Raw genomic sequence first — 18,801 nt, forward strand, 5'->3', positions numbered from 1 at the left:
TTTTGTCTTGAGAATCTCTTCTCAAAACGGCTGTCAATTCAATATGTCTAGGAACGTGTCTTATCTTTTTTTCTCGTTTCCTTAACCACTAAACGTGGCGCTGGAAGCGGGTGCAAAACTACAACTTCTTTTTTAATACGACAAGAAAAATTTGAAGTTTTTTTAAAGAAAATTTTCATCTCTTTTTACTCCTTTCTCTTATCAATATATCAATGAACGTTGCTGATTTAGCGGTCGGCAAAAGTAAACATCTACTTTAATTCTCACAAGCTTTTTTGAAAGTTTTTTTAAGAAATAAATTTCTATCACTCTCTAATTGCTTGCCAGTATATTAAGAACGTCTGCGTTGTTGCGGGTGCAAAAGTAGCCCCTTTATACCGTTATTCAATACTTTTTTTAAAGTTTTATTGCATTTATTTTTAAACAGCTGGAAATGTATTATTTGTGTTTGATAAATCTTTCCTGATTTTGAAGATTCATCAGATTACTGATCAGTTCTTAGGTTTCCTTGAACGAAAACCAGTGCAGGAGCTCGGATTTTTTTACCCACAACTCATAGTACTTTCCTTTACCAGACACTTAAGCTAAACTTTAAAGCTATTTGTAATATAGAAATACCTAGGTCGTTATCAACTGGAACACCAATACTCTTGCCTATTCTCTTTAAAAGAAGAATGTCATTAACTAAAGTAGTTTGGATGATTAGAGTATGGAATGAATTAGGATTTTCTTAATTAAAACTTGTACAAATAAATTCACTACTTATATATAGGTAGCTCACATTATCAGTTCAATTATGAAAAATCACAATTACTACCCACAGGCCCTAGCCCTGATAGCAGTGGAAATCCTTTTACTTTTTTCTTTAAAAGTAAAAGATTGCAACGAATAGCAGGAAATAGCTCCTAATAAAAACACCATTACGTGTTTACTAAAGTAATTTAATAGTATACCTATATATATAGGTGTTGAAAATACGACAAGCCGAAGTTAGTTTGACTGCCCTGCTTTGCTTTCCCAAAAATTATTTAGATCGTCAATATCAACAGGAGTTGCTGGTTGCTGATTGATTAATCTTCCGTTTTGAAAAGCTCTTTGTAATATGGTTTCGATCAAAAAGTCTTCATTGACCTCATAAGGAGCATATTCCTCCTTTAAACTTATGTTGAATAAATTTGCTGCGTTATTAGACCAAAAGGCTTTCCAACCGCTTTTTAACGTTCTAACCAGCTCATAAGTTGTAATACCGGTTTGACGATGAATTAACTTGACCAATATTTGGCCTTGTTTGCGAGATAGTTTCTTCAGCTTGGCTTCAAACTCATTGTTTAGGTAGTCTTCAACTATCTTAAAGTATTTTTTCTTTTCCTTATTTGTAGTTAGACGTGCCATCCCCTTATTTAAATTTGTCAACCTTTCAGATGCTAATTTTGCATAAGGATAAGTTCTATACACTCTGTTTTGAAGTATTAGAAATTCCTTTTTGGCATCAGGGTCTAATTTCACTTTTGAAACTACAATTTCTTCTAACATTATCGTGTCATTAACTACATCATCAGAATCCGACAACTCATATCCCATAGTAGCAGGTCTAGGAGGAATTTCTTGAGATTGTACAGAATTCGATAATAAAAACAAGACTATTATAAAGGTAACAAACTTCATGAGGCAAAATTTAATTGGTAAAATTATACATTATATACACAACTGTAATACCAAATTTATAATTTAGCAAAAAAATATTATTATGAGTACAAAATCGATATTAAACAAATCATCAATCAGCTTTTTAGAAAACTATTTAAACAATGCTTCCCCTACTGGATTTGAAGCCGAAGGACAAAAAATCTGGATGGATTATTTAAAACCATATGTTGACACTTTTATAACGGACACATACGGAACAGCAGTAGGTGTAATTAATCCTGACGCTCCATATAAAGTGGTAATCGAAGGACATGCTGACGAAATTTCATGGTATGTAAATTATATTACTGATGATGGATTGATTTATGTTATTAGAAATGGTGGTTCAGATCATCAAATTGCACCATCTAAGCGTGTTAATATCCATACAAAGAAAGGAATAGTAAAAGGTGTTTTTGGATGGCCAGCAATCCACACGCGCAATAGAGACAAAGAAGAGAGTGCTTCAATAAGCAATATATTTATTGACCTGGGTTGTGAAACCAAAGAAGAGGTTGAAAAAATGGGAGTTCATGTAGGATGTGTTATCACTTACCCTGATGAATTTATGATTTTAAATGACAATAAGTTTGTATGCCGCGCTATTGATAACCGTATGGGGGGGGTTATGATTGCTGAAGTGGCTCGTTTATTACATGAAAATAAAGTAAATCTTCCTTTTGGATTGTACATTACTAACTCGGTTCAGGAAGAAGTGGGTTTACGTGGTGCTGAAATGATTACTAAAACAATCAAACCTAATGTAGCAATCGTTACTGATGTATGCCATGACTCTACCACTCCAATGATTGAGAAGAAAATTGAAGGAGATACAAAAATTGGTAAAGGTCCAGTAATTACCTATGCCCCTGCTGTACAAAACAATTTAAGAGAACTGATTCTTGATACTGCCGAGGAGAAAAATATTCCTTTTCAGCGTCTTGCTTCTTCTCGTGTAACGGGTACAGACACTGATGCATTTGCTTATAGCAATGGAGGTGTTGCCTCTGCTTTAATTTCGCTTCCATTACGTTACATGCATACCACTGTTGAGATGGTTCATCGCGATGATGTTGAAAATGTGATCAAATTAATTTATGAGACTATCTTAAAATTAGAAAATAACGAAACTTTTTCTTATTTCAAATAAGTAGTAGAAGCCTTATCCTGCTGTACGCTGTATCTCTTGTGCCGAACTCCGGCACAAGAGGATGCCGCTTCCATCAGGGCTAAAAAACACAGTTTTTCATAAGGCTGTGTTTTTTTTTTATATTAAATTTACGCAACTAATATCTAACTATGCAATCTAAAGCACTATCAGTAGTTGACTATTTAAATGAATTACCAGAAGAAAGGAAAACAGCCATGCTAGCTCTAAGAGAAGCTATACTGAATAATATTCCAGATGGTTTTACGGAAACTATGAGTTACGGAATGATAGGATATGTTATTCCGCATTCTTTATATCCAGCAGGGTATCACTGTGATCCAAAACTCCCATTACCCTTTATCAATATAGCCTCGCAGAAAAATTTTATTGCTTTATATCATATGGGTATATATGCAAAACCTGATCTTTTACAATGGTTTGTCAAGGAATACCCAAAATATCGCACACACAAACTAGACATGGGGAAAAGCTGTATTCGATTTAAGAAAGTAGATCAAATTCCATTGCCATTAATAGCAGCATTAGTACAAAAAATTTCTGTTGAAGAATGGATAAAGTGTTACGAAACACAATTCAAAAAATCATGATAAATTAAAGCTAAGTAAAAACGGAGTCCTAACTACAAAGCAGACAACTTCTTTTACTTAGTAAATAGTAGTGCCCTTTACACAATTAAGTATCCCAATTGAAGAAATAAAAAACCCGAAATTCTCAAAGTTGAATCGCAGGTTTTTGTTTGATAACTAAAATATACCTAAGAATTTACGTCGGTATATTTTATGTAAATCTTTCTCAAAAATAGTGAAGGGATCGTTATAAAATTTCACAAAGTCAGGAACACTTTCTTGTCCTGGATAAGGAGCGTAATAATGTGTGGTACTTTGAATATCATTTCTCCAAACGAGTACATACGCCAACTGCATATTCTCGGATTTAACTACTTTTAGTAATGTTTCTGTCCACCAAGTGGGATTAGGAATGCTTTCTAATCCTGTTTCGGTTAGAGCAGCTAATTTTTTATTCTTAACAGCATAATCTGAAACGATTTTCAGCTTTTTTACAGCGTTTGGTAAATCATATTTGCCATACCTTCCAAAATCTCCGTAGTTATCCATTCCTACCATATCTACATAGTCATTTCCCGGAAAGCGTTCTAAAAACTCTTCTTCGGTTGTGAATTTATTATCTGGAGAAAAAGCATATAAGAAATTGTGAACTCCTAGTGTATCTTTCAGGTAATTTACTGTAAACTGCCATACCGCTATAAAATCTTCACGAGATGTATAGGGTTTACCCCACCAAAACCATTCCCCATCAAATTCATGATAAGGTCTAAAAATCATTGGTGCTAAACTACCATCCTTTCCTTTCACTGATTTAGCAAAATCAGCAATAGTTTCTAGAATTTTTTTATATTCCTCATGTTTTGAACCACCCGGTTTAATTAAGTTTATAGCGGGTACACTAACACTGTCTTTCCAATAAAAACCACCTTCAGAAGCAGGATTGGAAAAATGCCATGCAACCGTGGTGATTCCTCCTCTATTGTAGGTATCAACAACGTTTTTTTTAAGTGCTTTTTTTGTTCTTTCGATTGCCTCATCTGAAACGCCTGATAATCCACTGAAATCAATACCTACCATGGCTGGATACGAACCCGTAACTGACTTTACGTCTGAACGATCTTTATCTCCTACCCAGCCATGACCGTATTCTGTATCGTGTTGATGCGCAAAAAGAATATGCTCTTCAGATAATTTTTTAAGATTTTTATAAAGTGCTTTAGTTTCTTTTGTAGCTCTTTTATCAATTTGTGCAATAGAAGAGGTCGAAAAAATTAAACATACAATAAATAAAAAGCTCTGTGACCCATTAGTAATCTTCATAATTTAAATTTTAATTTAAATTTGAAAATTAGCCATTCGTTCCTAAATAATTTAATACGTTTTTTTCAATTCGAGAAACAATATTGTCAAGATCAGCTTTTACAAACTTTTCTCCCAAAATTTTCTCATATAATTCAATATATCGTTCTGATACTGACTGAATATAGTCTTCGTTCATTTCAGGAATTTGCTGTCCCTCTAGACCTTGGAAACCATTTTCAATTAACCAGCGGCGTACAAACTCTTTTGATAATTGTTTTTGTTCTTCTCCTTTATCTTGTCTTTCTTGATAACCATCCGAATAAAAATAACGAGAAGAGTCTGGAGTATGAATTTCATCAATTAAAACAATGACTCCTTCTTTGGTTTTACCAAATTCATATTTAGTGTCTACTAATATTAAACCGCGGCTGGCAGCAATTTCAGTTCCCCTCTGGTAAAGCGCTCTTGTATATTTTTCTAAAACTAGATAATCCTCTTCACTAACAATTCCTTTAGATAAAATAGCCTCTCTAGAAATATCAGCGTCATGTTCTCCATTATCTGCTTTTGTGGTTGGCGTAATAATGGGTTCAGGAAATTTATCATTTTCTTTTAAACCTTCTGGCATACTCACACCACATATTGCTCTTTTCCCTAAAGCATATTCACGTGCAGCATGACCTGAAAGATAACCACGAATGACCATTTCAACTTTAAACGGCTCACATAGATGTCCTACGGCAACATTAGGATCAGGCGTAGCTAGTAACCAGTTAGGAACGATATCTTGCGTAAGTTCCATAAACTTTGTTGCAATTTGGTTTAAGATTTGACCTTTGTATGGAATTCCTTTTGGTAGCACTACATCAAAAGCCGAAAGCCTGTCTGTAGCAACCATAACAAGAAGTTCATCGTTAATGTTGTAAACTTCTCTAACCTTACCGTGATAAACTGATTTTTGATTAGGAAAATTAAAATTAGTAGTTGTGATTGTATTACTCATTATTAGTAGTGTTGGGTAGTTATTTATTTTAATGCAAATTTAGGATTATTTTATAAAGAAAAACAAAGAATTCATCCTTACCGACATCTTTTAAATTAAAGCCAATAGTAGCTACATTTATTCCTCTATTGAAACAATTCTTTTCAGCAATTTCTCTGACAAATAACTGGCAACACCATTGTCATAATTGGTAGCAATAACCTCTAAGTGAGCCAATTTTTTCTTTAAACTATCAGGAGCGTTACCCATTAATAAGCCTTTGGCAGTTGCATTTAACATGTTTTCATCATTATAGCCATCTCCAAAAGAAATCGTTTGCTGAAAATTAAGATTCTCTATTTCTAAAATCTTTGCAATAGCTACACTTTTATCTACAGATTTATCCATGAATTCTAAGCAGTGTGGCAGACTAAACGCATGACTAAATTGCTCAGAGTGGTCAGCTATTATCAAATCTCTTAATTCTACTAATCTAGCATGACTTTCGTGAGTGAAAAACATTTTAATCGCCTGAAGATCTTCTACCTTATTAAAATCTACTACTTCAGGTATGTAATTCATTTTCGTTTGAAAACTATTGAGTTTCTCATTGTGCTTGTTAGTTTGCCATACATTCTCTTTAAAAAGAACGGTTGTGAATTCAGAGTCAATTCCTAAATTCAGTACAGATCTTATCGACTCACTATCCATATCATAAGAAAAAAGCAATTCTTTTTCTGGCGAGTGAATTCTAGCACCATTTGACGTTACTAAGTAAAGAGGAAAGCCCAGTCGCTCCACGATAGGCATTGCATCAAGATGATGTCTCCCTGTAGCAACGATAATTAAATAATTTTGTTGATGTAGCTCTTGAAAAACAGCTTGTGTGTAGGTTGATATTTCGTGATTAGCATTTAGTAAAGTACCATCTAAATCACTAATTATAACTTTAATATTCTCTTTTATGTTCATTGTTTTATTCTAATTCTTGTCCAAATTTACCTCATTATAAACAGTTTGCAAAAAATAACCATGCTATACTCTTTAAAAATAACACTGATTTAACTTTATAGCGATTATTCTTATTTAAAAACTGACTGTCTAATGATTCTACCAAACAATCGGTATCCAATTTTAGATCTCAGCATACTAAGGCTGTTAGCATCAAAACCTATAGTATATCTTTTAAAATTTTTAGCTGGGTTTTCGGCAATTTTAAATACTTGCTTAATGATAGATGGTTTTAAATCGGGATTATTCTTTGTTTTATTTTCTACTATCGCACTTATTTTGTCCATTAAATTATTGTAAGATGCTAGAGAAGACCGTTCTGATTTGGTTACATTTTTTTGAAAGTTAGTTGGCGTGTTGCCAAATTGTATTGTAGAAACGCTGATATTAAATTGAGCTAGTTCATACGCCATACATTCAGAAAAACTTTCAACAGCATGTTTTGTAGCATGGTAAAAACTACCCAACGGTAAGTTAACTAATCCAGCAATAGAAGTTATATTGATAAACTGACCTGATTTTTGTTTTCTAAAAACAGGAATAAAAGCCCGGCACATCTTAACAACTCCTAACCAATTAACATCTACAATGTTATTAATTTTATCATCTTCTGAAAGTTCGACAAAACTTCTGTAACCCACTCCTGCGTTGTTTACAACAACATCTATTTTTTTAAAATCAGTTAGAATTTTTTGTTTTGCTTTTTCAATACTATCCGTACAGGTTACGTCAAGAATATAGCAATGAATATTGGCCACAGACTGAAGTTCTTTTCCATGATCAAGACATAGCATGGTTGCAATAACATTCCAACCGTTTTCAGCAAAGTGAATGGCCATTTCTTTTCCTATTCCCCCAGAAGCACCTGTAATAATTACATTCTTCAATTTATCATTATTTTTTTCAGTAAAAGAAATTCATTTAAAAATGTGTTTCTAAAGTTACCTTTATTAAAAAAATACGACCCCAAGTAGGGGTCGCATACAGTATTTTACTGATTTCAAGAATTCTATACTTTAATCGGGATTTTCGGTGTATTTATAAGCATCAATTACTTTTTTCACTAATCGGTGTCTCACAATATCTTTATCATCAAGATAAATAATACCAATTCCTTCAATATCTTTTAAAATCAATAAAGCTTCTTTGAGTCCAGAAATAGTGCGACGCGGCAAATCTACTTGGCCAGGATCACCAGTCACCATAAATTTAGCATTCTTTCCCATACGAGTTAAAAACATCTTCATTTGTGAATGCGTAGTGTTTTGAGCCTCATCAAGAATAACAAAAGCGTGGTCAAGGGTTCTTCCACGCATAAAAGCCAAAGGAGCAATTTGAATAATTCCTTTTAAGATATAATCTTCTAACTTTTCATTAGGAAGCATGTCACGTAAAGCATCATAAAGAGGTTGCATGTACGGATCTAATTTTTCCTTCATATCACCTGGCAAAAACCCTAAATTTTCACCTGCTTCTACTGCCGGACGGGTAATAATGATACGCTTCACTTGTTTTTCTTTCAGTGCTTTTACAGCCATGGCTACACCAGTATAGGTTTTACCTGTCCCCGCTGGTCCCACTGCAAAAACCATATCATTTTTATTAATGGTATCGACTAGTAATTGCTGGTTAGGTGTCATTGCTTTAATAATCTTACCTCCCACCCCATGCACTAGTATTTTATCATTACCAGCCATTTTACGATCATCTTGCGCGTCCCCTAAAATCACACGTTCAATTACATTATCATCAATATTGTTGTATCTAGAAAAATGAAGCATTAAACGTTGAAAACGATTTTCAAACTCGTCTAAGATTTCTTTTTCACCAAATGCTTTTAATGTGGTTCCTCTCGCTACTATTTTAAGCTTTGGATAGTATTTTTTAATCATTTCAAGATGAGTGTCTTGAGCGCCCCAAAACTCTTTTGGCGCGATGTCTATGAGCTCGATTATTCTTTCGTTCAAAAGTTGTAGTTTTATATTAAAATTAATCAATTAATAAATCTAATCCGTTTTGGTTTTAAACCTTAGTTTTATTTCTCTTAATAGTTAGAATTTATATTTGTTTTTTGCATTTTTGAATTTACTATTATTAGCTTTGCATTTCTCAAATTTAATGAAAATTACTTTTAGATAACACCAATAGTTATAAACAAATTTATGTCAATAATTACCCTAACGACTGATTACGGCTTGAAAGATCACTTTGTAGGTGCGTTGAAAGGGAAGATTTTATCTGAATATTCAGAAGCAACAATTATTGACATTTCGCATCACATTGATCCATTCAACACAGTAGAAGCAAGTTATGTTATTGGGGCGGCTTATTCTAGTTTCCCAAAAGGGACTGTACACCTCATAGGCGTAGACATGGAATTGAATAAAGAAAACCAGCATATTGCTATGCAATGGAATGATTCTTACTTTATTGCTGCAGACAATGGTATACTTAGTATGCTTTCGCAAAAAATTGTTCCTCAAAAAATCGTTGCCATCAATATACATGATCGCTTATCTAGTGATGCTTCTGGTTTAGATGTTTTTGTAAAGGTTGCCTGTCATATTGCCAAAGGTGGACTACTAAACGTTATAGGTCGAGAAATTCCAGCAATAAAACAAATCACTGAACTTAAGGCAGTAGTATCAAATGATTTCAATATACTAAAAGGTCATGTTATTTATATTGATCAACTAGGTAATGTTGTGACGAATATCAGTAAAAAACAATTTTTAGAAGTGGCTAAAGGCAGGCCTTATGAGATAATCATGAGAACCAAAAATATCAAAACCATTTTGCCTAATTATTCTGCCATAGCAAGTTCAGATAAATATCCAATTAAGAATTACGAAGGAGAAAAACTAGCAATTTTTAATGAAGCGGGTTTTTTAGAAATTGCGATTTTTAGAAGTAATCCAGCAACTGTAGGCTCAGCAAACAGTTTGTTAGGTTTGAATTACAGAGATGTAGTTTCGATAGAATTCAAAAATTAAAGTTGTTTATACCTTAACTATTATATACCCAAAATTAAATGTTTGTACGAATAGTAAAATTGAGTTTCCACGAAGAAAACATCACTGCTTTCTTAGAAAATTTCGAGTCAATTAAGGAAAGAATCCGTTCAGCACCTGGAAACCAACTTTTAGAACTTTATCAGGATAAAACAGATAAGCGTATTTTTTTTACATACAGTTATTGGGAAACTGAGGCTGATTTAGAAAACTATAGAAACTCTGAATTTTTCAATGAAGTATGGACTTTTACAAAAAAACTTTTTAATAAAAAACCCGAAGCTTGGAGCGTCGATAAATTAGCTTCTTTGGTTTAAAGTTCACTGTTCGAAGTTGAGCAGCATTAAACCTTAACCTTTTTAAACAAAAAATTAAAATGAAAGCAATATTATTACGGGAAATTAAATCTTTCTTTGGTTCACCTATTGGCTATTTAGTCATAGGTCTTTTTTTAATACTCAATGGATTGTTTCTTTGGGTATTTCAAGGGGAATACAATATTTTGAATACTGGTTTTGCAGATATGAGTCCCTTTTTCACGTTAGCCCCTTGGATTTTAATTTTCTTAATTCCAGCGGTAACTATGCGTAGTTTCTCTGACGAAAAGAAACAAGGTACACTTGAACTATTATTGACCAAACCTTTAAGTATCTGGGAAATTGTCAACGGGAAATTTTTGGCTGCTGTAGTACTCATTATAATGGCTATTATCCCAACATTTATTTATGTTTTGGCTATTTCAAATTTAGGAATGCCTGAAGGTAATATTGACATGGGAAGTACTATTGGCTCCTATTTTGGACTTTTATTCTTAATTGCTGCTTACAGCGCTATTGGCGTATTTAGCTCTACCCTTTCAGATAATCAGATTGTGGCCTTTATAATAGCTGTATTTGTTAGTTTCTTACTGTTTTTCGGATTTGAAGGTATGGCCAACTTATCTCCTTCAATGGCTAATTATATAGCAGTTTTAGGAATGCAAGAACATTTTAAAAGCATGGGACGAGGCGTACTAGATACGCGAGATATTTTATACTTTGTAAGTATCACAATTTTGTTCCTTTCGTTTACTGTTTATAAACTTAAAACTGTGAAATTGTAATGAAATCAGCTAATAAAAATAATATTAAATCTTTACTATTCATTATAGCTGCGTTGCTAATAGTAAACATTCTTGGGAATTACTTTTTTCATCGTTTTGATTTAACAAAAGACAAACGATATACACTTTCTTCGACTTCTTTGAATATAATTAAACAAGTCCATGAACCATTATCGATCAAAATATACATGCAGGGAGACTTGCCAGCCGAATTTAAACGTTTGCAACAAGAAACAGCACAACTTTTAGAAGAGTTTCAGGCCTATAATAGCAATATTGTATTTGAATTTGTTAATCCTCTAGAAAATGAAGAGGAGAGTATGGATAACATTAAAGAACTCTATCGTAAAGGACTAACGCCTGTAAACATAACTGTAGACGATAAAGGAAAGCAGTCACAAGCAATGGTGTTTCCATGGGCCATCGCATTTTACAATAATAAAGAAGTTAATATTCCTTTATTAAAAAATAAAATGGGGGCTTCGACTACAGAAAAAGTAATTGGTTCCGTCCAACATTTAGAGTACTCGATTGCGGATGCTTTAAACAAAATTACGACTGAAAAGCAAAAAACAATTGCTGTAATTAAGGGTAATGGAGAATTACAAGATGTATTGATGGCTAAATTTCTTTTGCAAATAAGAGAAAGTTACCACATTGGACCGTTTACATTAGATTCAGTGGCTAAAAACCCTTTAAAAAGTTTAGATGCATTAGAGCAATATGATTTAGCCATCATTGCAAAACCAACGGAAACTTTTTCTGATGCAGAGAAGCAAGTGCTAGACCAGTATGTTATAAATGGTGGAAAATCATTGTGGCTTATTGATCAGGTTGCTGTAGAAATGGACAGTTTGTATAATGAGACTGGTGCTACATTAGCCTTCCCCAGAGATTTGAATTTGAATGACTTGTTCTTTAAATATGGGTTTAGAATTAATCCTGACATGGTCAAAGATGAGCAAGGCAGTCCTATTAAGTTAGCCACAGGTGAACAAGGAAGCGCAACACAGTACCAAAATTTTAACTGGAAATTTGCTCCGTTAGTTTACCCTCAAAGTACACATCCCATTGTCAAGAATTTAGGAGGGATTAAATTTGATTTTGCTAATCCTATAGATACTCTTAAAAACGGAATTAAAAAAACAGTACTGCTGCAATCTTCTAAATATTCTAAAAAAATAGGAAGTCCGGCCGAAGTAAACTTAAATATTGTTGCCGAGGAAACGAGTCCTAATCACTATATCAATACCGGAAATATTCCGCTGGCAGTTTTATTAGAAGGTTCTTTCCATTCGGTTTTTGAAAATCGTGTTTTACCATTTGAACAAAAAACATTTGAAAGCGAGGGTACAAAAAGTAAAATGATAGTTATATCAGATGGGGATTTAATCAAAAATCAGTTGGATAAAAATCAGCAACCAGTAGAATTAGGATTTGATCAAAGATCTGGAAATCTATATGACAACAAGGATTTTTTATTGAATTGTGTCAATTATTTGCTGGATGACACTGGACTTATTAACATTCGAAGTAAAGATCTGGATTTGCCTTTATTAGATAAAGAAAAAGTATACGAAAACTATACCCTCACGCAAGTCATAACTATCGGGCTTCCAATTGTATTTTTAGGCATTTTTGGGCTTTTATTTACTTATGTTCGAAAAAGAAAATACAGCAAGTAGATGTTAATAAAAAAGTTTCAATACTAGAATAGTTTACGATATATTTGTAAAATGTATTGTATTTTAAAAATTGAACTAAAATATATACCACAAAAAATAAAATAAAACAGATGAAATTTATAGTATCGAGTTCGTACTTATTAAAACAATTACAAGTTTTGGGTAGTGTTATCAATAGCAGTAATACTTTACCAATTTTGGATAACTTCCTTTTTGAGTTAGACAATAATGAATTAACAGTTTCGGCATCCGATTTAGAAACAACAATGTCTGCTACATTAGCAATTGATTCTACAAGTCAAGGAAGTGTTGCTGTACCTGCAAAATTACTTTTGGAAATCTTAAAAACGTTCCCAGAACAACCACTAACTTTTACTGTTGAAGAAAATAGTACTATTGAAATAAGTTCTAACTCAGGAAAATATGCATTAGCCTATGCTCCAGGTGAAGAGTTTCCTAAAGCTGTAAACTTAGAAGAACCATCTGTTACCTTAGTACCTGCTGATGTATTAGCAACTGCGATAAGCAAAACTATTTTTGCTGCAGGAAATGATGATTTACGTCCAGTAATGTCTGGTGTATTTTTTCAATTTTCACCAGAAGGGTTAATCTTTGTTGCAACAGATGCACATAAATTAGTAAAATATGCTCGTACTGATGTTAAGGCATCACAAGTAGCTGATTTTATTATGCCAAAGAAACCTTTGACTATCTTAAAAAACATTCTTTCTACTTCAGATGCTGAAGTGAAGATAGAATATAACGATTCTAATGCTACTTTTTCTTTTGACAACTACATCTTGATGTGTCGTTTAATTGATGGTAAGTATCCAAATTATGAAGCCGTTATTCCTAAAGAGAATCCAAATAAATTAATGATTGACCGTTCTCAATTCTTGAGTTCAGTACGTCGTGTTGCTATTTTCTCTAATAAAACTACGCACCAAATTCGTTTAAAAATTGCTGGTGCTGAGTTAAACGTATCTGCAGAGGATATCGATTACTCTAACAAAGCTGAGGAAAGACTAACTTGTGATTATCAAGGTGACGACATGCAAATAGGTTACAATTCGCGTTTTTTAACAGAAATGTTGACTAATTTACAGTCAGACATGATCATGTTAGAAATGTCATTGCCAAATAGAGCGGGTATCCTTACGCCTGTGGATGGATTAGAAGAAGGTGAAACAGTTACTATGCTTGTTATGCCAGTAATGTTAAACAGTTAACATAATATTATGATTTTGTTGTATTTGGTTTTTGTAATCCAAATATTATACTTATCATTGTAATTCAGATAACGCTATTAACCAAACCATTTTTTATATTTAAAAAAACCGCTATTTCCTTCAATGGATATGCGGTTTTTTTTTAAGATAAAAATTGTAGATGAAATTAGTAAAATTCACTTTTAACAAACTCTAATTCCTGCTATTTGTGGCTGCGGTACTTTAATTAGTATGTAGAAAATAAAATTTTGTATGATGCTTCTTTAGAGATTCTTTAGCAGTTTTATGATTTTCTTCGAATGTATCAACAGTAGTTCCTTTACAAATTCCGTACGAATAGTGATACTTTAGAATTTCCATATCTTGTGCACTAAATTCTTTTTTATCAGATTTACAATAAGAAAAATAACTGGTACAATTAGTACTATCAAAGTCAAGATAGAAATGACCTAACGATCGTATAAAATTTATTTTCAATTTAGTAGCTGCATTTTCTTTGTTTGGATTCTTTCCGTCAATTTTTAGCGCACAATTATAGATGTTTTGTCTGTTATTCCATGAAAGGTAATAACCATCATCTGTCCTGATTCTTAAATCTAAATTAACATCAGTAGGGCTATTAATCGAATAAATAAAGTAATTTGATTTCTCCTTGTCTTTAACAACATTAATATGCAAGGAATCTACTTCTTTATCAAGAACTCGCATAAACTTAATAAGCTCTTTGCTAAATTCTTTATCCACAGACTTGTCAAAGTAAACGTTTACTGGCGTTTTCCATGTTTTCATCGTAGGTTTGAGTTTTTCTTCTTTTTTCTGGTACTTTTTATTGTAAACCAGTTGTTTGTATCGTTCTAAAAAAATAGAATCTTTTTCTTCATATGCTACTCTGACACCTTTTTGTTGGTATCCACCTACATTTATTAAAGTGTCATTGTCAACAATTTTAAAACCTACCGAGTCAATAACAGTAGTATTATTTTTTTTTAAAGCTTTGTAGCCACTGTATTTCATGTAAGTAACAGTGCTACTCTTTTGCGATAGATTATGTTGTGAAAAAGCCAAAGAATAAGATAATGCCAATAAAAAAACAAAAAGCTTCCTTTTCATAAATACTTCTTTTTAAGAGTAGTTAAAGTAGTGAATTTAAATCCAAGCATTATCTTTTTTTCGTTTTTTCTTTAAATAATAAATACTTTAAATAACCCCCATCTTTTTCATTAAGAAAGTAGCACTTTTATTCTTACAGATGCCATCACGAAGTTTATAATCAAAATGCAGCTCATTATCAACAATCTCCACTTCAAAACATTTATTAATTAAAGTATCAGGATATTCATCTGTTGTTAAACAAACTTCAATGTCATGTGTTGCAATAGCACCCACAGCTTGTTTAGCAATAACTTTTTTAACCACTTCAATAGTTCCATTACGCTTATCATCAGAATTTGTTCCTCTAAGGATTTCGTCTAGTAAAACAAAGGCTGGTTGGTCTTCTAGTTCTTCCATGATTTGCTTTAGACGTTTTATTTCGGCAAAAAAGTAAGATTCACTGTCAGATAAAGAATCAGACAAACGCATAGAAACTAGGATGGGCAATGGATGAACATTTGCGTTTTTTGCACATACTACTGATCCTACTCCTGCTAAAACCATATTAATTCCTAGACTTCGTAAAAACGTACTTTTCCCAGACATATTTGATCCCGTAAGAATCATAAAAGATTGTGGATGAAAACTGGTATCATTCCCTACTCTCTTTTTAGCATTTAATAATGGATGGCTCAAGTTTTCAAAATCAATTTTAAAATCTGAATTTATAGTTGGATAAACAAATTCCGGATTATTATAAGCAAGATTAGCAAGACTGTTCATCATTTCAAATTCCCCTATCACTTCTAACCATTCTTCTAGTATGGCAGCATGTTCTTCTTTCCATGCTAATAATTTTCTTAGAACATGTAAATTAAAAAGAAAAGTTCCATTAAATAAGGAAGCCGCAACAAGATTCCCAATAGTATCCATGTTAGAGAACAGCTCTGATAAATTTTTTAAATGGTGACTAGCATCATCCGTTTTAAATTTTAGTTTTTGCTGAAGGTCAAGTAGTTTTTGGGACTGAAACGATTCTTCCTCAATCTTTTTCAACAATAAACCATACTGACTAATGACTTTGTCTATATCTTCAGCATTAGCAATTTCTATTTGAATGCGTTTCATAAAAAAGCCCAGAATTCCTAAATTGATCAGAAAGATATACGTTAGATAAGAAAGCAATACCACTTTTGAAGTAATAATGTAGGCCAACAGTGTTACTAAAAATAAGAATGGCGTAATATACGATACCACAGCAGTCCATTTTGGCAATGAAGTAATAGGAAACTTGCTCCATGCTAATAATGCTTGGTAACTCGCTTTATTGTCTTTGCCCACTTTGGCATAAGCTAAAAATTCTTGACGCCATTCTATTTTTGTGGTTAATTCCTGAACTGCTTTCTGATTTTGAATAATTTCATCATTCGATAAAAGAGTAAGTAATTGCTGGGCTAATTTCTTTTTACCAATATAAGTAGCGGTTCTATTTAAGTTTTGAAACAAGGAATGATCACCAAAAATGTCTAAATCATAGGCATATGGATGATGAAAATCATTAAAAACGGCTCCATTAGCAAACGGCAAACTGTTTTTATCCAAGTAATCATTCTCATTTTTATTAATCAGTAATAGTGCTTCGGTAATTTTTCGCTTTAACAACAGCTTAGCATGATGACGCATTAAAAATATAAAAGCAGCCAAAAATACCACAGCCAAAAGGACGTATTGCACAGCACTGTCACGAATGTAAAAATAGAATGCTCCTAAAAAAAGGATAACACTTAGTAGCCTTAGAAGGCTTATCGTACTGTATTTTTTATTAATTGATGATAACTCTTTAGAATATTTTTCTTGGTTGGATATGTATGTATTCATTGTTATTTTTATGAGCTACAAATATAGGATTCCATTATAAAAAAGCTAATTAATAAAATCATAAATCAATAACAAAACAGTACTAATTAAGCAAAAGAAAAGCAGCTAGTAACGTTATGTTTCTAACTGCTTTTGCTGACTCAAAAAAACATTTTATATTATTTATAATGCAATAAGGTACAATATGAATAAAATAAAATCGATCAATCCTTAAATTAAGGCTTGATGTGTATGGACAGAATTGGTATTTCAAAACTGTTTGCAAATTTCTTTGTTAAACTCGGATGTATTATTCCTTCAAAGAAGCCTCTTTTATAGGTTAACATCGTTAATACATCTATTTCTTTATATAATATGAAGTCAAGAATTGTCTCTTTTACTTCATCACTAGTAATTACAAAAAATTCAATTGGCTCATTAGCAAACTCTTCTTCCCATTTTTTAATGGTTTCTTTAGTCACATCAGATTTACTTGTCTTTACATACAAACACTTTAAATTTGCTTCGGCAAGTTTTGTAATTTCTAAAACTTCTTTTAAAACTTTTTTGTCTTTTGGTCTAAATCGGGTGGTAAACCCTATATTTTGAATTTTATTATAAATGGCTTCTGAAGGAATACTCAATAAAGGAACATCAATATCCGTCAATACATTTCCTGTGTTTGTTCCAGAGAAAATTGCTGACCAGCCGGTAGCCCCTTCAGTTCCCATAACGACATAGTCAATTTTATCTTCTTTAATTGATTTTTCAATATTATAAAGTAAGCCTCCATCCATTAAGCGATGCGTCATTTTAATTTTACTTAAACCTCGTTCTTCAGCTATAGTACGGAGTTTTGGAATTTCTTCCTTAAACATATCAAATTGAGATAATTCTAGTGATTCATATATTACCATATAATTTTCTGGAAAAAACTGATTATCAAACACGGGTAATTCAAAGGTGTGTAATAAAATCAATTCTCCTTGAACCATTTTTGCAAATTCTAAGGCATGAACAAAGGCATTAGTAGCCGTTTCAGAAAAATCAGTTGGAAATAGAATACGTTTCATCTTATTTAGCGTTTTTAAGTGATTCAATTATCAAATTTAAACCTAAAATGCGGGTATTTATATGATAATTATCAGGAGGTTATACAAATTACATTATTAAATTCTCTAACGATTACAGTGCTATTATAAACTTGAAAATTTTAATCACTATGAATGGCCAGTATTGGTATCTGTAACTCAGAATCTTCTTTCTTACCATAGCTTGGCACAAATAAACCTTCAAAAAAGCCTCTTTTATAGGTCAGCATCGTAAGAATATCAATGTTTTTTGTAGAAACAAAATCCATTACTGTATCTTTTATAGCATCACTAAGTACCACATAAAAGACTACAGGTTCATTACTGTATTCTTTTTTCCATTTTTCAATAGTTTCAAAAGAGACATCTGAAGTACTCGTTTTTACATAAAGACATTTCACTTTTGCATTCAATTTCTTTGCAATTTCAAGAACTGCAGCAAGTGGTTGTTTGTCTTTATCACGAAATCTTGTTGTAAAACCAATATTTATTATAGGTCTGTATTTTGCACTTAATGGTACACACACCATAGGAACTTTGATTTTTAAAATAACGGAACCCGAATTAGAACCTGCAAAAAAAGAATCCCAACCTGTTAATCCTGAAGTTCCCATTACTACATAATCGATTTGATCTTCAACAATTGCCTTTCTAACATTGGTTAAGAGATTACCTTCCATTAATCGATGTGTCATTTTAATTTGATCTCTGTTAAGAGCCTGTGCCAGTTTATGCATTTTAGGCAGTTCGTCTTTAAACTTGTCAAATTCCATTAAAGTAACTGCATCATAAATCATCGAATAATTTTCATGAAAAAAGTCTTCATCAAATGCCAGTAACTCATACGAATGTAAAATGACTAGTTCAGCATCCATTACATTAGCAAATTCAAGTGCATGAATATAAGCGTGAGTAGCAATTTCTGAAAAATCTGTTGGAAATAAAATGCGTTTCATTATATTTTTTGGTTTAAAAGATTAATAGAGAGCTAATTACACCTTAAAGTTACAATATAA

At 32.3% G+C, this 18,801-nt stretch carries 17 protein-coding genes; 7 read left to right on the forward strand and 10 right to left on the reverse strand.

Going from position 1 to position 18,801, the window contains the following annotated elements; translation table 11 throughout:
- Window positions 1–990: 990 nt before the first annotated feature.
- Window positions 991–1,665: a DUF4294 domain-containing protein gene (locus ACEN2K_RS12045; RefSeq protein ID WP_441759576.1), complete on the reverse strand. Its 675-nt coding sequence runs from the start codon at window positions 1,663–1,665 to the stop codon at window positions 991–993.
- 82 nt (window positions 1,666–1,747) lie between these two features.
- On the opposite strand from ACEN2K_RS12045, the gene ACEN2K_RS12050 reads away from it, so the two are divergent.
- Window positions 1,748–2,836, forward strand: a complete 1,089-nt coding sequence (locus ACEN2K_RS12050; protein ID WP_441759577.1) for a M42 family metallopeptidase — start codon at window positions 1,748–1,750, stop codon at window positions 2,834–2,836.
- 149 nt (window positions 2,837–2,985) lie between these two features.
- On the forward strand, window positions 2,986–3,444 hold the full coding sequence (locus tag ACEN2K_RS12055) for a DUF1801 domain-containing protein (protein ID WP_441759578.1): 459 nt from the start codon (window positions 2,986–2,988) through the stop codon (window positions 3,442–3,444).
- Between the two features lie 156 nt (window positions 3,445–3,600).
- Here the strand turns inward: ACEN2K_RS12055 and ACEN2K_RS12060 are convergent, their stop codons facing one another.
- The 5 genes from ACEN2K_RS12060 to ACEN2K_RS12080 all read right to left on the reverse strand — a co-directional run bounded on the left by ACEN2K_RS12060 (window position 3,601) and on the right by ACEN2K_RS12080 (window position 8,685).
- Entirely contained in the window at window positions 3,601–4,743 is a 1,143-nt protein-coding gene (locus ACEN2K_RS12060; RefSeq protein WP_441759579.1) for a glycoside hydrolase family 26 protein, read from the reverse strand.
- Window positions 4,744–4,771: 28 nt separating this feature from the next.
- Window positions 4,772–5,728, reverse strand: a complete 957-nt coding sequence (locus tag ACEN2K_RS12065) for a phosphoribosylaminoimidazolesuccinocarboxamide synthase (RefSeq protein WP_441759580.1) — start codon at window positions 5,726–5,728, stop codon at window positions 4,772–4,774.
- A 117-nt stretch (window positions 5,729–5,845) separates the two neighbouring features.
- The gene (locus ACEN2K_RS12070) at window positions 5,846–6,679 is read right to left on the reverse strand and encodes an HAD family hydrolase (RefSeq protein WP_441759581.1); all 834 of its coding nucleotides are present in this window, start codon (window positions 6,677–6,679) and stop codon (window positions 5,846–5,848) included.
- Window positions 6,680–6,789: 110 nt separating this feature from the next.
- Window positions 6,790–7,605, reverse strand: coding sequence for an SDR family oxidoreductase (locus ACEN2K_RS12075; protein WP_441759582.1), 816 nt, complete (start codon window positions 7,603–7,605; stop codon window positions 6,790–6,792).
- A 129-nt stretch (window positions 7,606–7,734) separates the two neighbouring features.
- Window positions 7,735–8,685 (reverse strand): PhoH family protein, encoded by a 951-nt coding sequence (locus tag ACEN2K_RS12080; protein ID WP_441759583.1) that lies wholly within the window; start codon window positions 8,683–8,685, stop codon window positions 7,735–7,737.
- 195 nt (window positions 8,686–8,880) lie between these two features.
- Between ACEN2K_RS12080 and ACEN2K_RS12085 the strand changes: the two genes are divergently transcribed.
- The 5 genes from ACEN2K_RS12085 (at window position 8,881) to dnaN (ending at window position 13,745) form a co-directional block, all read left to right on the forward strand.
- A complete protein-coding gene (locus tag ACEN2K_RS12085) occupies window positions 8,881–9,711 on the forward strand; it encodes an SAM hydrolase/SAM-dependent halogenase family protein (protein ID WP_441759584.1) in 831 nt (276 codons plus the stop codon).
- A 38-nt stretch (window positions 9,712–9,749) separates the two neighbouring features.
- The gene (locus ACEN2K_RS12090; protein WP_441759585.1) at window positions 9,750–10,046 is read left to right on the forward strand and encodes a putative quinol monooxygenase; all 297 of its coding nucleotides are present in this window, start codon (window positions 9,750–9,752) and stop codon (window positions 10,044–10,046) included.
- A 59-nt stretch (window positions 10,047–10,105) separates the two neighbouring features.
- Window positions 10,106–10,831: a gliding motility-associated ABC transporter permease subunit GldF gene (gene gldF / locus ACEN2K_RS12095; protein WP_441759586.1), complete on the forward strand. Its 726-nt coding sequence runs from the start codon at window positions 10,106–10,108 to the stop codon at window positions 10,829–10,831.
- Window positions 10,831–12,516, forward strand: a complete 1,686-nt coding sequence (gldG, locus tag ACEN2K_RS12100) for a gliding motility-associated ABC transporter substrate-binding protein GldG (protein WP_441759587.1) — start codon at window positions 10,831–10,833, stop codon at window positions 12,514–12,516. The genes gldF and gldG overlap by 1 nt, the downstream gene beginning before the upstream one ends.
- Before the next feature lie 110 nt (window positions 12,517–12,626).
- Window positions 12,627–13,745, forward strand: coding sequence for a DNA polymerase III subunit beta (gene dnaN, locus ACEN2K_RS12105; RefSeq protein ID WP_441759588.1), 1,119 nt, complete (start codon window positions 12,627–12,629; stop codon window positions 13,743–13,745).
- A 222-nt stretch (window positions 13,746–13,967) separates the two neighbouring features.
- Here the strand turns inward: dnaN and ACEN2K_RS12110 are convergent, their stop codons facing one another.
- From ACEN2K_RS12110 to ACEN2K_RS12125, 4 genes are all read right to left on the reverse strand, one after another.
- Window positions 13,968–14,855 (reverse strand): hypothetical protein, encoded by an 888-nt coding sequence (locus ACEN2K_RS12110; protein ID WP_441759589.1) that lies wholly within the window; start codon window positions 14,853–14,855, stop codon window positions 13,968–13,970.
- A gap of 87 nt (window positions 14,856–14,942) precedes the next feature.
- The gene (locus ACEN2K_RS12115) at window positions 14,943–16,715 is read right to left on the reverse strand and encodes a MutS-related protein (RefSeq protein WP_441759590.1); all 1,773 of its coding nucleotides are present in this window, start codon (window positions 16,713–16,715) and stop codon (window positions 14,943–14,945) included.
- A 215-nt stretch (window positions 16,716–16,930) separates the two neighbouring features.
- Window positions 16,931–17,767 carry a universal stress protein gene (locus ACEN2K_RS12120; protein WP_441759591.1) on the reverse strand — a complete coding sequence of 279 codons (837 nt, stop codon included), beginning with the start codon at window positions 17,765–17,767 and terminating at the stop codon, window positions 16,931–16,933.
- Window positions 17,768–17,907: 140 nt separating this feature from the next.
- The gene (locus ACEN2K_RS12125) at window positions 17,908–18,741 is read right to left on the reverse strand and encodes a universal stress protein (RefSeq protein WP_441759592.1); all 834 of its coding nucleotides are present in this window, start codon (window positions 18,739–18,741) and stop codon (window positions 17,908–17,910) included.
- Window positions 18,742–18,801 lie beyond the last annotated feature (60 nt).

This window comes from Flavobacterium sp. W21_SRS_FM3 (assembly GCF_052113625.1).
Classification (GTDB): Bacteria; Bacteroidota; Bacteroidia; order Flavobacteriales; family Flavobacteriaceae; genus Flavobacterium.

What these genes read in the sequence shown, in the direction of transcription:
- ACEN2K_RS12090 (WP_441759585.1), top strand. Translation starts at nt 9,750, where the DNA reads ATGTTTGTACGAATAGTAAAATTGAGTTTCCACGAAGAAAACATCACT.
- ACEN2K_RS12055 (WP_441759578.1), top strand. Translation starts at nt 2,986, where the DNA reads ATGCAATCTAAAGCACTATCAGTAGTTGACTATTTAAATGAATTACCA.
- ACEN2K_RS12125 (WP_441759592.1), bottom strand. Translation starts at nt 18,741, where the DNA reads ATGAAACGCATTTTATTTCCAACAGATTTTTCAGAAATTGCTACTCAC.
- ACEN2K_RS12070 (WP_441759581.1), bottom strand. Translation starts at nt 6,679, where the DNA reads ATGAACATAAAAGAGAATATTAAAGTTATAATTAGTGATTTAGATGGT.
- gldF (WP_441759586.1), top strand. Translation starts at nt 10,106, where the DNA reads ATGAAAGCAATATTATTACGGGAAATTAAATCTTTCTTTGGTTCACCT.
- dnaN (WP_441759588.1), top strand. Translation starts at nt 12,627, where the DNA reads ATGAAATTTATAGTATCGAGTTCGTACTTATTAAAACAATTACAAGTT.
- gldG (WP_441759587.1), top strand. Translation starts at nt 10,831, where the DNA reads ATGAAATCAGCTAATAAAAATAATATTAAATCTTTACTATTCATTATA.
- ACEN2K_RS12120 (WP_441759591.1), bottom strand. Translation starts at nt 17,767, where the DNA reads ATGAAACGTATTCTATTTCCAACTGATTTTTCTGAAACGGCTACTAAT.
- ACEN2K_RS12115 (WP_441759590.1), bottom strand. Translation starts at nt 16,715, where the DNA reads ATGAATACATACATATCCAACCAAGAAAAATATTCTAAAGAGTTATCA.
- ACEN2K_RS12110 (WP_441759589.1), bottom strand. Translation starts at nt 14,855, where the DNA reads ATGAAAAGGAAGCTTTTTGTTTTTTTATTGGCATTATCTTATTCTTTG.
- ACEN2K_RS12050 (WP_441759577.1), top strand. Translation starts at nt 1,748, where the DNA reads ATGAGTACAAAATCGATATTAAACAAATCATCAATCAGCTTTTTAGAA.
- ACEN2K_RS12060 (WP_441759579.1), bottom strand. Translation starts at nt 4,743, where the DNA reads ATGAAGATTACTAATGGGTCACAGAGCTTTTTATTTATTGTATGTTTA.
- ACEN2K_RS12045 (WP_441759576.1), bottom strand. Translation starts at nt 1,665, where the DNA reads ATGAAGTTTGTTACCTTTATAATAGTCTTGTTTTTATTATCGAATTCT.
- ACEN2K_RS12085 (WP_441759584.1), top strand. Translation starts at nt 8,881, where the DNA reads ATGTCAATAATTACCCTAACGACTGATTACGGCTTGAAAGATCACTTT.
- ACEN2K_RS12065 (WP_441759580.1), bottom strand. Translation starts at nt 5,728, where the DNA reads ATGAGTAATACAATCACAACTACTAATTTTAATTTTCCTAATCAAAAA.